We start from the raw sequence: 15,679 nt of genomic DNA on the forward strand, positions 1-15,679 counted from the left end.
GCCGTCGGTGTATAGCAGCAGGCTGGTGCCGGGCGGGAACGCCACCTCGCGGTCGACTGGGGTGCTGCCCAGTCCCAGCGGCAGCGCCGGGGGCAGCTCCAGGTAGGCGGTGTCGGCGGCTACCAGCAGGGGCGGCAGGTGCCCGCTGGCGGCGTAGCGCAGGCGGTGGCGGTGTGGGTTGTAGACCGCGTACAGGCAGGTGGCGAAGCGTTCGGTGGCGAGCGACTGCAGGTAGGCATCCAGCCTGGCCAGCACCTGGGCCGGGCCGGCGCCCTCCATCCCGAGGCTGCGCAGGGCGGAGCGGAGTTGGCCCATCACGGTGGCGGCTTCCACGTCGTGGCCCATGACGTCGCCGATGGCCAGCCCCACGGCACCGTCGGGCAGTGCGAGCACGTCGTACCAGTCGCCGCCGACCTCGGCGCCGCGGTTGCTGGCCCGGTAGTGGGTGGCCAGGCGCACCCCGGGCACCTGGGGCAGGCGGTGGGGCAGCAGGGCGCGCTGCAGGGTCAGGGCGAGGCGGCGCTCGTTGTTGTACCGGGTGGCGTTGTCGTAGGCCAGGGCCAGGCGGTGGGCGAGGTTCTCCAGATACTTGTGTTCGACCGCGGAGTAGTCGGTGTGCCGGACCAGTACCAGGGCCCCCAGTGTCTGGTCGTGGGCGTGCAGCGGCAGGGCCAGCACGGCGGCGGGCGCCGGGTGCGGGCTGGCTGGGGCTGGGGCGGTGCCGTTGATCGCGTGGGTGGCGGCGGTGGCCAGGGCCTCGCGGGCAAGAAGGGGGGTGCCGGCGATGTATGCCGGGGGCGACTGCGCCGGGGCGGGTGCCGCGGCGGTGAGGTGGATGCTGATCTGGTCGGCGAAGTCGGGCAGCAGGATCTGGCCGGCAGTCTGCAGTATCTGGTCCGGGTCGAGGGTGGCGGACAGCCGCAGGCCCGCGTCGGCCAGGGAGGCCAGCACAGCCAGCTGGTTGCGGGTCTCGGTCAGGACCTGTTCGCGCAGCCGGGACAGTTCCAACCCGGTGCGGACGCGCGCCAGCAGCTGGCGCGCGGAGAAGGGTTTGGCCAGGTAGTCGTCGGCGCCAGCCTGCCGGCCCTGCACGGATTCCTCCTCGCCGGCGCGGGCGGTGAGCAAGACGATGGGCAGGCGGGCGGTGCGCGGGTCGGCGCGCAGCGCCCGGACCAGCTCGAAGCCGTCCATGCGGGGCATCATCACGTCGCTGAGCACCAGCTCCACCGGCTGCGCCAGGGCCATCTCCAGGGCGGCCCGGCCGTCGGCGGCGAGCAGCACGTCGTAGTCGGGCTGCAGGAGCTGGGTGAGGTAGGCGCGCATGTCGGCGTTGTCGTCGACGACCAGCAGGCGGGCCCGGTGGGGGCGGTCGGTTTCGTGCGGGCCGGGGCCGTGGGGGGCATCGTGGGTCGCGGGGGCGTGCGGGGTGCGTGCCGCGGGGGTGGCCGCGGCGGGGACGGGGTCGGCCGCCAGCCAGCCCAACGCCTCGTCCACATAGGCCGCGGCGCGGCCGGGCCGGCCGCCTCCGCCTTCCCTGGGGGTTTCCCCGGGGGATCCGGCGCCGGCCGGCCCGGCCGGGTCCGGGCGGGGCCGGTGGGCGGCGGCGAAGGGGAGGCCCACGGTGACGGTGGTGCCCTGGCCGAGCCGGCTGTCCACGCCGACGGTGCCGCCGTGCGCTTCCACCAGGTCCTTCACCAGCACCAGGCCAAGGCCGCTGCCCTCGTGGGAGCGGGAGCGGGCGCCGCGGACCCGGTGGAAGCGCTCGAACAGCCGCGGCAGCTCGTCCGCGGGAATGCCGGTGCCGGTGTCGGTCACGGTCAGCCGGGCCCGGTCGCCGGCCGCGGCCACCTGCACCCGGGCGCCGCCGGTGAAGGTGAACTTCAGGGCGTTGCTGAGCAGGTTGAGGATGATCTTCTCCCACATCTCCCGGTCCAGGGACACCGGCTCGGGCAGCGGCGGGCAGTCCACCTCCAGCGTCAGCCCGGCCGCCTCGAAGGCGGAGCGGAACACCCCGGCCAGCTCGGCCGTGGCACCGGCGAGGTCGACCGGCTCGAGGGCCGGGCGCATCTGCCCGGCCTCTGCCCTGGCGACGTCCAGGAGGGTGTTGACCTGCTTCAGCAGGCGCAGGGCGCCGCGCTCGGCCAGCTCCAGCTGCTCGCGCCGCTCGGGCCGGTCCTCGTCGGCCAGGGCCTGCTGGAGCGGGCCCAGGAGCAGGGTGAGCGGGGTCCGGAACTCGTGGCTGACGTTGGCGAAGAAGGTGGTCTTGGCCCGGTCCAGCTCGGCCAGCGCCTCCGCCCTCCGGCGCTGCTCGTCGTGGGCGAGCGCGGCCGTCAGCGCCCCGGCCACGGCGGCGGCGAGCACCTCCAAAAAGTCCCGGTAGGCCCCGGCCGGCGGGAAGCAGGGGTTGACGCCCACCACCAGGACGCCCTCCACCTGGCCCGCGCAGTGCAGCGGCAGGGCCAGCGCCTGCTCGACTGGGAGCCGGGGGGCCGCGGCGTGCTGCCCGGCCGTGTTGCCGCCGGTGAGCGCGGCAGCCGACAGCGTGGCAGGGGCACCGTCGGCGACCACCTGCGCCAGCCGGGCCGCGACCTCCGACCCATCGGCCGCACTCAGCGAGACGGCCTCGGGCGCCGGCCGGAGCCCGGCGGAGGCTGCCGGCCGCAGCATCCCCGGCTCGGAGGCCAGGTACAGGCCCAGGAACGGGATCTCCTCGGGATAGGAGCCCAGCACCTCCGCGACGACGCGGGCGACCTCGCCCGGGGTGGGCAGCCCGGCGGTGCGGGCGCCGGTCTCGCTCAGCAGGCGCAGCCGGCGCTCGCCCAGTACCCGGCCGGTGGTCTCAGTGATGATCTGCAGCACGCCGCCGGCGGTGCCGTCGTCCAGCAGCACGGGCTGGAAGGCGGAGTCGAAGTAGCACTGTTCCGGAAAGCCGTGGCGCTCCATGATGAGCGGCTCATCGGGGATCAGCAGGGGCTTGCGGGTGTCGGTCACATAGTGGAAGTGGGAGCTCACGGGGTGGACCCAGACCTCGGGGAACACATCCTTATAGGGCCTGCCGAGCGCCCAGGGGTGTTTGGCGCCGACAATGGGTGTGGAGCCCAGGTTGTACAGCGTGGTGAATTCGGCGCCCCAGTACAGAGCCATCCCGTGCTCAGAGGTGAGCATGAGGCGCAGGGTGTCCACCAGGGGCCCCGGCCAGGACTCGGGGGGCCCGAGCGGCGTCGCCGCCCAGTCGATCCCGGCCAGAAGCTCCCCGAACGCGCCGGCCTCGGCGAACATTCGGGCCGCCGCGGTGCGCGGGTCATCGGGCCGGGTCATCGAGGAATCTTCCTCCTGGCGCCTATGTGATCCGCCCGCGCCCTCCCAAGACTGCCGACGGCCACTCGTTGCGGACCTTCCGGGCAGATCGGACGCCGGATCCGACGGTTCTGGCTACGCTCCTGCCAGAATTGAAAGGTAAAAATAGTTAAAGAGGCGATTTGACCAGCAGTGTACGCCTGCAGCCGCACGCCGACGGCGGCGATCGTCGACTCGCAGTCCCTGTGGGCGGCCGACACCGTCGGCACCGACGGTGTCGGCCGGGACGGCGGGAAGAAGGTGGCGGGCCGCAAAGGGCAGGTCGTGCCTGGGCTTGCTGCCGGCGGCGGGCACGGCGGGGGCGGCAACGGAGACAGCCGCGGCGGCCATGGCGGAGCCGGTCAGGGTTTACTCCGCCTCCATGGATGGCAATCGTCTCGTCGGCGGAGCTCCTGGTACTGACGGCTCTGGCCTCTATCCCGGAAAAGGTGGTGATGGCCTCCGCGGTGGTGATGGCGGGGGCGGTGACGGCTACGGCGTCGGCGGCGACCGCTGGGATTGCAACGGTGGCGAGAGCGGCGACGGCCCTGGCGGAGGCGCTGGACCGGGCGGTGCTGCGGGCGGCAACGGTGGGTGTCCGTCCGAAGGCATGCCCAGCGGGGGTGGCGGAGGCGGCGGTACAGCTGGCGGCGAAGGCGGCCCAGCTGGTCGGAGGGGCGCGGAAGCGCTGGCGGCGGCAACGGGGGCGCGGGAGGCGGCAACAGCGGAGGCGGCCGCGGATACCGGGGGTACGGTGCCGGCGGCGGAGGGGGCGGCACGGGCAGCGGAGGGGGCGGCGGCAGCCAGGGCTGGAGCCTCCTACAGCCAAGCTCCTACTACAACGGCGGTCACGGCCAGATGTCCTACGGAAATCCTCCCCCAGGCGTCGCTGTGGGTGGCTCTAACGGCGGACACGCCGGCAACGGCGTGGTGAGGATCAACTGGAGTCCCGACAACGCGTCATGACCGCCGGTCTACGCCCTCCACCCGACGGCCCCCGCGCTCTACGGTATAGGGGTCAGGGTTCCGTGGCCATGGTCTTCTTCGCTGGCGGGGCACGGGCCGCGCGCCACCATCGAGCCACTCGACTGACGAGGTGCCGCAGCCCGGCTTACGGTCGCCACAGTGGCCGGTGCGCCGGGTCCTCGGACGGAACGGCAAGCTTCGCTCCTGGAGGCGCACGCGTCGCGGCCGGTCGGCGAGCGAACTCCACGGCATCGGCCGCGCGCATCAGCGGTTCGGGATGCACACGCCCTGCCTTCATGCACCCACCCCGCTCCGGGGCTTATCGGGGGGTCAGCACACAGAACTCGTGACCGTCGGGGTCGGCCATCACCACCCAGTCGACGTCCCCTTGGCCGATGTCGATGCGCGTTGCCCCGAGGGAGACGAGCCGGTCGACCTCCGCCTGCTGGTCACTGCCGGTCGGTGGAGCGAGGTCGAAGTGCAGCCGCTCCTTCCCCGTCTTCGGCATCAGGGGTGGACCACCCCACGTGACCTTCGGACCGCCGTGCGGTGAGCGGATCGCTGTCTCCTGGTCCCGGTCCCAGACCAACGGCCAGCCCAGCGCTCGGCTCCAGAAGTACCCGGCCTCCTGCGAACCATCGCCCGCCAGCGCTCCGATGAATCCGCACTCGGCGAGGAAGCTGTTGCCCGGCTCGATGACACAGAACTCATTGCCCTCTGGGTCGGCGAGCACCACATGCCCCTCCTCCGGGCGTTGACCGATGTCGATGTGCCGGGCACCGAGTTCGAGCGCCCTCTCCGCCACCTGCTTCTGGTCGTCGAGGGACGTGCTCGTCAGATCGAAGTGCATGTGGTTCTGGCCTGTCTTCCGCTCCTGGGTCGGGAGGAAGCGGAGCCGGAACCCGGTGTCATCGCTGGGCAGCAGCGTGATGCCGTCGCAGGAGTCCTCGGATGTCTCCCAGCAGAGAAAGTCCGCCCAGAAGCGCGCGAGACGGAGCGGGTCGTACGCGCCGAAGCAGAGCGCGTGCAGGTGAGAAGTCATCCGTAGGTCTCCCGGTAGGGGCAGGCGGGTCGTGCTGGAGCCTGCCCAGCCGGTGCCACCCGGTCAACTGATTAACGCCCCGCGCTCGTTCGCTGTCGAGCACGCTCGAAACGGCAGTCCGTCCACGACCTCACAGGCTCGCGAGGAGACCGTCGAGCGGTGGCGGTGTCCGGTCCGGTGCGAGGGCTTCGACAAGGAGACGGCCGTAGCGGATCTTGCGGCCCTTCTTCGTGCCGAGGAAGCGCCGCACCTGCTGATGCCGGGGCCGGCCGTGCTGTGCGGGCTGGCGCTGGAAGGTCTGCCAGGCGCGGAAGTCGCCCTCGGCGCGGAGGATCTCCTCGACTCCTGCCGTGCCGAGCGCGCGGATGAGTTCATCCTCCAGATCCGCGGTGCATACGTAGATGTCCTGGAGCGGTGCCTGTGCCCGCGTCAGGCCGCGCTCGTAGAAGCCCAGTTCGCCCTCGTCGCACAGCCCTGTCAGGCGCAGACCGAGGCCGGGAGGCCCGAGGAGGCCGGCATAGCGGCCGACACTCATCGCCCCGCCCATCGGCACGACACACACTCCCTCGGCGGCCAGGTCCCGGCCGCGCCGGGCGGCCAGCGCCTCGACGGCCGCGCGATCGCTCAGCCCTTCCAGGAGCACCGCGGTCCGCACCTCCAGGCTTTCCGCCAGATCGCGCGCCGGCCCCTCGGGACCGCCCGTCGCCCAGCTGGTGACCGCCTCCTGGAACGCCCTCATGTCCGCCATGCGGCGAGTCTGCACGTCCACCGGTGGCACGGCACGGGATTATTCGACGGTGTCCTGACCGAACCCTACGCAGGCTTCCGCGTGGGCGGTCAGCGGGCAAGCAACCTTGAACTCGCCCTGTTGCCCGATCCGCTCAGACACCGAGGGAGGTGCGGACGGCCTCGATCTCGCCGAGCAGCTCCTCCATGCATTCGAAGCCCCGGTCGACGCAGCTCACGTTGACCCCGCACTCGGCCTGTCGGGCCCGCAGCAGCGGGTGAAGGGCCACGGACACCGGGAAGGCCAAGGGATCAAGGCTCGGCGCTCTCTCGTGGAGCAGGTCGAGGCCGCTGCGGGTGCCGTCGGAGACGGATAGCCACCCGTTGAAGTCGTTGTAACCGATCACACCGGCCTCGATCCCCTTCGTCCAGGTGGAGAACAAGGCGGCCAGGCTGGTGGCAGCTCGAACCGCGTCCCAGGCGTCCGGGGCGATCTCATAGCGCCAGATCTCACCCTCGTGATCACCGGCGAGCACGAACGTGTAGACGATGATGTCGAAGTGGAACAGCGGCAGCTGATGCCGCCAGGGGAACGGCACGCCGACGGAGAGCGACAGGGTGTCGAGTGTCTCCCCGTCGGTCGGCCACGGGAGCAGCTCTCCGCCGTTGGGCAGAAGCCGCCGCGCATGCCATCCCTGGGATTGGAGCCAGGTCACCTGCTCCGCGACATGGTCCACGTCGAAGAGCCGGTGGACGAGGTCCGGCGGGGGCCGCACGCCGGACGGGGCGCCGGCCGCGGGCCAGGTGAGGCCCGCAGCCGACGCCGCCGCCCGGTAGCCTTGCGCTGCCTCACGCAGCGCCGGCATGTCATCGAGCACTACGGAGTTGCCTTCATGACGAGTTCGCCTTCATGACGAAGCTGCCTTCCGTACGAACTTTCCTTCCGGATGGTATCGCCGTCATCACGGAAGTGCCTTGGGTTGCATGCACAGGTCGGTCCCGCCCGGGTTGATCCGGAATCCGAAACTCGGCCCGTTCGCCTCGACCCAGGGCTTGATCGGCAGCACGATGAACTTGTCCGTGTCCTTCACCCGGCACTTGCCGTAGAACGCGGAGAGGTCATGGGCTTGAGGCAGCGACTCCGAGTTCGGCACCGGCTTCAGGGAAGCGGTCAGACCCGACAGGTCGACCGCCTGGTCCGTCGCCCAGAACGGGAACTCGTCACAGGTCTTCGCGACCCGTCCATTGCAGACGTTCGGCTGGAACCGTGGGTTGTTGTCGTACCAGTTGCGGTCGTAACCCGCGGCCGTCGCGGCCTGGCCGCGTTCGCTGCGCCCCGGGTAGAACCACTTGGACCGCGCCGGGGGCTGCGGGTAGCTTCCGTTGCCCATGGCCTCCACGATATGGGTCCCGGTCTCCTGCATGGGCGCACCCCGGTAGTTCGTACCACCGGGAACGTAGACGACGACGTCGTCGTCGCAAGCCGCGATTCCCTGGGTGCCCCGCTGGGCGGTGCACGCCGCGTCGATGATGCGCTTGAGGTTCGCGTCCTCGCTGTCGTCCCAGGCGAAGGGCAGGTTGTCCCGGCCGGTTATCTCCTTCGTCGTCGTGATCACCTGGGCGTACGCCTTCAGGCTGTTGTACCAATCGCCGTCGTCCAGGTGCCAGTCGTCGAACGTGGTGAGGTCGTCGTCGTGGTGGATCGGGTATTCGAGGAGCCCTGCGATGGCTATCTCGCCGGGGAAGAGGATCGCCCAGAGCACGCCGAGTGCGATCCCGATGACGATCCCCACGATGGTGACGACGACGAAGGTGGCGACAGCGGAGGTGGCGGCCGCACCCACTGCGGCCTCGACCGCCACCGTCGGAGGCGCCAGCAGTAGTGCGCAGGCGCCCTGAGCGCACCAAGTGACCGTTTGGACCGCGACTCCTGGCACGAACTGCGTTCCCACTTGGCCGGTGGTGCCGCTCAGCGGGTCGATCACCGGTCCCTTGCCGGGCGGGGAGACCTCCTTGAGCAGGTCGGTGACGTCGTCGTCGCAGTCGAGCTTCTTGTCCTCGTCCAGCGGAAGGTTGTCCTCGATGCAGGTGGCGTCAGCAGCGGTGTAGCAGCCCGCGAACACCTGCGTGGCTCCTGCCGGCACCGGGACGTCGGCGCGCAGGCTCGGCGCGATGTAGAAGTCGCCGCCCTGCGCGGCGCACTGTGAGCCCTCGCTGGTCACCTGCTGCGTGACCGCTTCGGGCACCGCGGGTTCGACGGCCGAGGTGATGAACTCGCCCCCGAAGTCCCGCACCTTCGTGCCGTCCTCGCCGACCGCGTCGACCCGGAACGTGTGTGAGGTGAGCGCTTCGAGGGGCTCGATCGGGAACTTGACGACGCTGTCCGCGGTGCACGGGTCCGCCGGGTTGCCGACCGTGTCCTCGCAGTACTGCTTCAGCGAGAACTCCTCGTACAGAGAACCGTCGAGGAAGGCCCGGTAGGTGACGTCGTAGGCGGGATCGGGGTGCCATGTGGCAAGGGCGCCACCCTCCCCCGGGTCGAACTCCAACCCGACGGGCTCCGGCGGCTTCTGCGCGGTGCGGAAGGTCGCCGTGGCGGGCGTCGGCGACTTGTTGCCGGCCAGGTCGACGGCGACCACGGACACGGTGTGCTCGGTCTCCGGCGTCAGCCCCGTGATGGTGTACGAGCGGGTGCCGCTGTTCGTACGGTGCGGGGCGCCGCCGTCGACCCTGATCTCGTAGCCGGCGAGGCCGTAGTTGTCGGTGGCCGCGGCCCAGGTCACCTTGGCCGAGTACGCCGTGATGTCGCCGACCGTCAGACCGGCGACGTTGCTCGGCGGAATGTTGTCGACGACGGTAATGGAACGCAGGATTCTCGCGTGCCGCTTGGGCTCGCGCTCGGCGCGGGTGCACACCAGGTTCTCGCCCAGTTCCGGCGGCCGCAGGCGCGTCTCCCATGACGAGGCCCAGCCCGAGACCCCGTCCGGTGGCGGGCCGAGGGTGAAGTCGGTCGTCACCAGCTTGCCGACCGACACGTCGACCATCGTCGCGTGCTTGTGCAGGACGCCGCCGACGTCGATCTTTCCCTCCTCGTCGACCGCGACCTCGGCGCCGTGTTCCGGTGCGTCGACCCGGATGGCGGAGTGGTCCTCCTCCTGCGGCGGGGTCATGCCCGCGCATGCGGCAGGGACGAGCCTGACCGGTTCAGCCGCCGCTGCCTCGGGCGCCGGCAGGCTCAGCAGCGCCACCGGGAGCGCCAACGACACGACAACTGCCGTCGTTCGTAAGCTATTTCGGAAGTAACTGCTCCGCATCGGCCCCCCAAGTCACATAAATGCCATTGCGTGCCGCGATGGTAGACGGGACCGTCGCCGTTTGTCATGGCCTCGACCATCTCGCAGTGGCTGGATGCCGCATCAGCACTGGCCAACCCGGTTGTGGACATGGCGAGTCGGTCTGCCGGGTGCCGACCGGCGCGAGGGGGCGGTGTCACAGGCGGCGGTGAGCGCGGTTGTGGTCGTGCGAGCCTGGACCCGACAGAGAAGGGCCGTAAACGCTGGACCATGCGTTGGAAGGCACCGCTGAACGCCTTCCAGATCGCCTTCGAAGGCCGGCTCACCCCGGCCACCCGCTAGAACCTCAACAACCGAGATCAGCCGTTAAATTGACGCTCCCAGATGCGACCTTCCTCACGGGCGTAACTCGTTGCCAGTTGCAGTTCTGACACCATGACGAGATGGAAAATGTGCGTCAGGTCGTCAGCTCAGGGTCGCCGCTGGAGCCGCAGATCGGCTTCTCTCGAGCGGTGCGGGCAGGTAAGTACGTCGCCGTTGCAGGAACGGCTCCTATCGGGGATGACGGCTCCACCGTCGGACCTGGCGATGTCTATGCCCAGACAGCACGGTGCCTGGACATCTCTGAGCAGGCATTGCAGGAGGCAGGGGCGTCAATCGAGGATGTTGTACGGACACGCATCATGCTGACTGACGTGACGCAGTGGAAGGAGGCCGCACGGGCGCACGGCGAGCGGTTTGCCTCTGTCCGGCCTGCATGCACATTCGTAGAGGTTTCCCGCTTCATCGAACCTGCTTGGCTCGTCGAAGTGGAAATCGACGCGGTGATTGGTCAGGAACTGAGCTGAGAGGCTGCGTCTGCGCTGGGCTCGGGCTGGTGAAGGCAAGGCGGTAGGGGCTCAGTGCCGGTCTCGACGATGTTGCCGACGAAGGTGAGACGGTTGACTCCTGGAAGGACATACGCGGCCGAGCAGCGGGTGAGGGTCGGGTGGCCCGGGGGAATCCGCACCCCCGGGCTCCCACGGAACGGAGCGTGAAAGTCTCCCGTCACTTCGACGACGTTGCCATCAGCGGTGGCGTTTTTGGCGGTGGTGAGACCAGCGAGGAACTGGGTCATGCGGGTGCGGGCATCCGACGGAAATTACACAGCGCTCATGTGAGGCCTCAAACAGGTGATCATCCGCGCCGTGCGGAGGCTGGCGCTGAGCCGCTGAACAGGCGAAAGGCCTCGCCGGATTCACGCGACGGCCAGGCCACGACAGGGAAGTGGATACATCACACAGCAACTGGGCTCGGATGGACGGCAGTTGTGCCACACCGGTCCGGAATCGCCCGCTCCCTGTCACGACCGCGTACTGCGATGCGGGCCCGCGCCGGCTGAGCAGCTCTACCCGAAGGGCAGCTGGCCGAGCGGACGCCCGGCATCGGCCTGGATGCCGCCAGCGCGGCGAGTTCCGGACCGCTGAACAACGGTCCCGTCCAGGAGGCGGGGACCGCCACGGGCTCGAGATACACGCGGGTACCGAAGCTCCGGGCGGCCTCGTACAGGCATTTCAGGGGTGCGCAGGACCCGGGCGTCGAGGGTGCCTAGGAGGTGGTCCACATACTCTAGGCGGGGTCATAGCCCGCGACATCGCGCAGCAATTGCAGCTGCTGCTCCCAGTGAGCCGGCCCGGCGGGCGCAGACACGATCGTGATCCGCAAAGGCCAGGCGGTGTCCGAACTGTCAGTACCTGTTTCTTATCTCGGAGCGTTGAGACGCCGTGTCTGGCGTCAGGCGATAGACAGGGAGGGTGACGGAGAGCGAGCCAGAGGACGGCGGCGAGGGAAGGCTTCACCTTGTCTGCGGTATGTCCGGATGCCCGTTAGTAGAGACGGGCATGTGCCTGTCCAGGTATTACTGCTCGTAGCGTCGACGCGCGAGATGGACGGTAATGTCGGCGCCTATCTCGACCGTCTCAGGCAGAACCTGCATGATCTGGCTGAACACCTGCTCCTGCTCCAAGGCCGGCAGTACGAGATAGGCCGAGATGGTCGAGAGGTGGCCGACGTAGTCGCGAGCACTCATCGTCAAGCGCCGTGCGATCACGGACTGTTGAACACCGGTGAACCACTCGGACCGTTGCAGCTCCGTGCCCGGCCACTGCAGGTCATACCCCGGAGGTGTCCCGTCGGGGGACGGAATCTCGTCGCTCTCCAAGAACGGTGCGCGTGCCGCGCGAACAGCTTCCTCCACAGTCGGGTCGGTCAGCTGGACCGGCCCGCCGAACGAGGCGAACACACCACCCGGCTCCACCAGCGCGGCCATGCGTGACCACCGGCTCTCCGGGTTCGTCCAATGCAGCGCGGCTGCTGCATAGACCAGCCCGTACCTCTCGTCCCGTCGCAACTCCTCGAACGCGGCCTGCACCGTACTGACGTTTACCGGCACGTGCTTGCGCAGCTCGGCGAGCATGGCCCCGTCAGGCTCGGTCGCGGTGACCGTGACCCCCCGTTGAGCGAACAGGCGGGTTGCCTTGCCGGTCCCAGCGCCAATCTCGAGAGCAGTCCGAACCGGACGGCCCGCGTACGCCATCACCATGTCGCAAAGCTCCACGGGATACCCCGGCCGGAACCGTTCGTATGCTTCCGCCATCACTCCGAAGCTCAGCGCGCGACCAGACATGCCGAGCATCCTGACACGAGCTGCGCCATGAGTGCTTGGTCTTTCGCGCGACCTAGCCGCCCGAGCGTGGGCAGAAGACTCCATACGTCAAAGTCTGGAGAGCGACGGCAAGCGGATGGTCGTCGGGTGCTCGCGCAAACACCTGGCTGAGCTAGGACTTGTCCGTGCGATCTTCAATGGCTCGTGCGATGAGGTCGTGGATCAAGAACTCCCCGGGCCTGCGGTTCTCTTTGAGGCGGGCGAGGTTGTCGGAGCTGAACCAGTCGTAGGCGGGAGTGCTTGGACCATTCCAGCGTGGGGTTGTCCAAGTCGCCGTCGACCTCGACGAGATAGTCGGCCTCGTGACGGAGTCCACCGCCGTCGTCGCCCGTCCAGGTCGTGGTGCCAAGGAACCGTCGCACGTCGGTCAGGCGCCAGCCGGTCTCCTCCTCGACCTCACGTGCGAGAGCTTCCAGGACCGTTTCCCCAGCCTCGACGTGGCCGCCCACGATGTCCCAGGTGTCGGGAAAGAGGCGTCGGTCCGGGCTTCGCTTGTGCGCGAAGGCTTCGCCATCCCGGTTCAGGATGACGGCGCCGACGGTCCAGACTTCGCCCGACGCGGGATCGGGCACTTCGACGTCGTCGTCGACGGTGAACGACGAGTGTGAGTGGGCATGACCGATAGCGTAGGCCCGGCGTTTCCCCGGCTTGCCGGTTTCGTTGTGGTGGTCATGGGGCGGGGCGATCTGACGGATGCGGAGTGGGAGCGGTTGCGGCCGTTCCTGCCGGCGACCAACAGGCGTTGTGGCAGGTGTCGGGATCACCGGCAGGTGATCGACGGGATTCTGCATCGGGTGCGGACCGGCGTGCAGTGGCGTGACCTTCCCGAACGGTTCGGGCCATGGAAGACGGTCTACGAACGCCACCGACTGTGGTCGGCCGACGGCACGTGGGAGCGTCTGCTGCAGCAAGTCCAGGCCGCAGCCGACGCCGCGGGTGAGATCGATTGGGACATCTCAGTGGACTCCACCATCGTGCGGGCGCATCAGCACACGGCCGGCGCGCGCACCGACCCGCCACCGGCCCCCGCCAGCTCAAAGGGGGCCGAACCGAAGGAACATCAGGACGAAACCCCGTGGCAGAGCCTGCATGCCCGCCTGGTGGAGGTGGTGCGGGAGGTGAGGGCCTGGGCCGCTCGCGCGGCGGGTTCACCAGCAAGCTCCACCTGAGCGCGGACGGCCGCTGCCGACCGCTGCCCCTGGTCGTCACACCAGGTCAGCGGGCTGACTGCACGCAGTTCAAGCCGGTGCTGGAGAAGATCCGGGTTCCGAAAATTGGGCCGGGCCGGCCGCGGAAAAGGCCGGACAGCGTCGCGGCCGACAAGGCCTACAGCAATGGGCCGTGCCGCGAGTACCTGCGGCGCCGGGGCATCGGGCACACGATCCCGGAGAAAACCGACAGCCAAGCCGCCCGCCTGCGCAAAGGCTCACGCGGCGGGCGGCCGCCGGGCTTCGACGAAGAGCGGTACAAGAAACGCAACACCGTCGAGCGGGCGATCAACCGGCTGAAGCAGTCCAGGGCCGTGGCCACTCGCTACGACAAGCGTGGTTACGTCTACCTGGGCACCGCCACGGCAGCAGCCCTCGTCATCTGGCTCCGAACGTGATCGCCCGGACAAGTCCTAGTCTTGTCGATCTCACGCCGCTGAGCGGTATGCCAGACCTGAACACCGTCACCATCCGCGGAGCACACGACGTTGTAGGCACCGAAAACTTCCCACCCGGCGTCATCACCCGGACACCCCGCCCGCGAACCTGAACACCCCACCGGCACATCGTTCGAGCGACGCGAGACCGCGCCCGGCGGGCGCACTACCGTGCGCTGCAGAGCAGCAACACGCTCTCCCTGCTGGACATGTCCCTGGTCCAGATAAGAGGCGAGGACGTCACTGCCGACAGCTGCGGCGGGGGTGCCACTGCCCCGCCGCCCGGGGCGGGGCACAGTCCGGTCGGCTGCCCCCGGGTCAGTTGCCCGGCGGAAGGGCTGCAGGACCGGGGCATGCCCGGAAAGTGGCTATGCCGAGGCGGGCTGCCACCGTGACTGCTCCCGTACAGTCCGTGGTGCCAGTGCTCCGTTGCGGCCAAGCACAGCGGTTGACCAGGAGAAGAATCATGGACCCCGAAGCCAGTCTCGGCTCCCTTTCGCACGTTCCCGGAACGGGGCGGCCGGTCCCCGAAGCCGAGCTTGGACTCGTGCAGCGGTGGCGTTCGGGGGGAGGTGAACTGGTCGAGCTGCTGTCCCAGGTGCGCGAGCGGTTCGGCAGTATCGCCGCGTTCCGCCTCGGGCCAGCCTCCACCGTTCTCGTCACCGACCCCCAGGCGGTCCAGCACGTACTCGCCCGGCACCCGGAGCGGTACGTCAAGCGGTCCCACCGCGCCCGTCTACTGATCGGCGACGGAGTCCTCGCCGCCACAGGTGCGGCGTGGAAGCGCCAACGCCGCTTGTTGCAGTCCCAGTTCACCGGTACCGGGATGCGCCGCTACGAACAGCGGATCACTGAGGCTGCCCGGACCACAGCCGGGCGCTGGGGCGGGTACGCCCGTACCGGGCAAACCCTCGATGTCGGGCGGGAGATGCGCCGCTTCGCCCTGGACGCCATCTGGCGCTCTCTTACCGGGCACCCCCTCGATGACGGGACCGAGCGCGAACTGGCCGCCGTGGCAGCCGTGGCGGCCGCCCTTCCGACGCTGCCCGCTGATGTCACCGACGCCCAGGACGCCGTTGCCGCCGATCTCGCCCGGATCGATGCGGTCGCCCGGCATGCCATCGAGGCCGCCCGCGGCGGGGCGGTCGGCCCCGACGGCCCGGGCCTGCTGCACGTCCTGATCGACGCCGCCAACGAGCGCCCCGAGTACACCGACCGGCTGATCCGCGACGAGCTGGTCACGTTGCTCGTGGCTGGGCACGAGACCACCGCCATCACCCTGACCTGGCTCTACTTGCTCCTCGACCGGTACCCCGCCGCCCGCGAACAAGCTCTCGCCGCCGGCGACGAAGGTTCGACGCAACGCCGCCAGGCCATCCAGGCTCTCGTCCATGAGACGCTCCGGCTCTACCCGTCCGCCTGGATCCTGCCCCGCCACGCCACCGAGGACGACACCCTCGCCGGCTACACCGTCGAGGCGGGCACCGACATCCTGATCTGCCCGTACCTCACGCACCGCGATCCTGAGCTGTGGCCGGACCCAGAGCACTTCGACCCTCGGCGCTTCATCACCCCGGACGGCCGACCTGCCCACCCGGGCGCCTTCTTCCCCTTCGGCATCGGTCCCCGCGCCTGCCTCGGTCTGCAATTCGCGCTCCGCGAATCGACGGTCCTGCTCGAACACCTGCTGCCAGTCCACACCCTGGCCTTCTCCTCCACCCCCACGAAGGCGGCGTACGGCATCATCGTCCGCCCCGACGGCCCCACCCCCGCGACCTTGGAACCGCCACGCACCTGAAGTGCGCGGCGGTCGCGGGAGGCGCAGACGCCGGAGAACGGGCACATGGCTTCCCTGTCAAGTCTGTGCGTGTTGCGGCAGCCTTCCTGGCTTCCTTCTTCTCCTGCCGCCATGGTGACGCTCAGTAGAAGGGGACAGCTCCGCATCAACCGCAGACGGCCAGCTCCTC

The 15,679-nt window shown here is 69.5% G+C and carries 10 protein-coding genes; 3 read left to right on the forward strand and 7 right to left on the reverse strand.

Going from position 1 to position 15,679, the window contains the following annotated elements:
- From J7E87_RS32760 to J7E87_RS32780, 5 genes are all read right to left on the reverse strand, one after another.
- Nucleotides 1–3,318: SpoIIE family protein phosphatase (locus J7E87_RS32760; RefSeq protein WP_215098265.1), on the reverse strand; the 3,318-nt coding region annotated here is incomplete at its 3' end.
- A 1,303-nt stretch (nt 3,319–4,621) separates the two neighbouring features.
- The gene (locus tag J7E87_RS32765) at nt 4,622–5,344 is read right to left on the reverse strand and encodes a VOC family protein (RefSeq protein ID WP_215098266.1); all 723 of its coding nucleotides are present in this window, start codon (nt 5,342–5,344) and stop codon (nt 4,622–4,624) included.
- Between the two features lie 130 nt (nt 5,345–5,474).
- Entirely contained in the window at nt 5,475–6,092 is a 618-nt protein-coding gene (locus J7E87_RS32770) for a TOPRIM nucleotidyl transferase/hydrolase domain-containing protein (RefSeq protein ID WP_215098267.1), read from the reverse strand.
- A 133-nt stretch (nt 6,093–6,225) separates the two neighbouring features.
- Nucleotides 6,226–6,948, reverse strand: coding sequence for a hypothetical protein (locus tag J7E87_RS32775; RefSeq protein WP_215098268.1), 723 nt, complete (start codon nt 6,946–6,948; stop codon nt 6,226–6,228).
- Nucleotides 6,949–7,032: 84 nt separating this feature from the next.
- Nucleotides 7,033–9,336 (reverse strand): fibronectin type III domain-containing protein, encoded by a 2,304-nt coding sequence (locus J7E87_RS32780; RefSeq protein ID WP_215098269.1) that lies wholly within the window; start codon nt 9,334–9,336, stop codon nt 7,033–7,035.
- 470 nt (nt 9,337–9,806) lie between these two features.
- On the opposite strand from J7E87_RS32780, the gene J7E87_RS32785 reads away from it, so the two are divergent.
- A complete protein-coding gene (locus J7E87_RS32785) occupies nt 9,807–10,211 on the forward strand; it encodes a RidA family protein (protein ID WP_215098270.1) in 405 nt (134 codons plus the stop codon).
- Nucleotides 10,212–11,260: 1,049 nt separating this feature from the next.
- Here J7E87_RS32785 and J7E87_RS32790 read toward each other — a convergent pair.
- Both J7E87_RS32790 and J7E87_RS32795 read right to left on the reverse strand, forming a co-directional pair.
- Nucleotides 11,261–12,028, reverse strand: a complete 768-nt coding sequence (locus J7E87_RS32790) for a trans-aconitate 2-methyltransferase (protein ID WP_215098271.1) — start codon at nt 12,026–12,028, stop codon at nt 11,261–11,263.
- 173 nt (nt 12,029–12,201) lie between these two features.
- Nucleotides 12,202–12,858, reverse strand: a complete 657-nt coding sequence (locus tag J7E87_RS32795; RefSeq protein ID WP_251018353.1) for an NUDIX hydrolase — start codon at nt 12,856–12,858, stop codon at nt 12,202–12,204.
- On the opposite strand from J7E87_RS32795, the gene J7E87_RS32800 reads away from it, so the two are divergent.
- Together J7E87_RS32800 and J7E87_RS32805 are read left to right on the forward strand one after the other, a co-directional pair.
- Nucleotides 12,739–13,673, forward strand: a protein-coding gene (locus J7E87_RS32800) for an IS5 family transposase (RefSeq protein WP_374195253.1) whose coding sequence is annotated in 2 segments (ribosomal slippage) — nt 12,739–13,116 and nt 13,119–13,673 — 933 coding nt in all. Because the reading frame shifts where the segments join, the coding sequence is not laid out codon by codon here. The genes J7E87_RS32795 and J7E87_RS32800 overlap by 120 nt on opposite strands.
- A 505-nt stretch (nt 13,674–14,178) precedes the next feature.
- Nucleotides 14,179–15,510 carry a cytochrome P450 gene (locus tag J7E87_RS32805; protein ID WP_215098272.1) on the forward strand — a complete coding sequence of 444 codons (1,332 nt, stop codon included), beginning with the start codon at nt 14,179–14,181 and terminating at the stop codon, nt 15,508–15,510.
- Nucleotides 15,511–15,679: the final 169 nt, after the last annotated feature.

Source organism: Streptomyces sp. ISL-1 (assembly GCF_018614585.1).
GTDB lineage: Bacteria > Actinomycetota > Actinomycetes > Streptomycetales > Streptomycetaceae > Streptomyces > Streptomyces maoxianensis.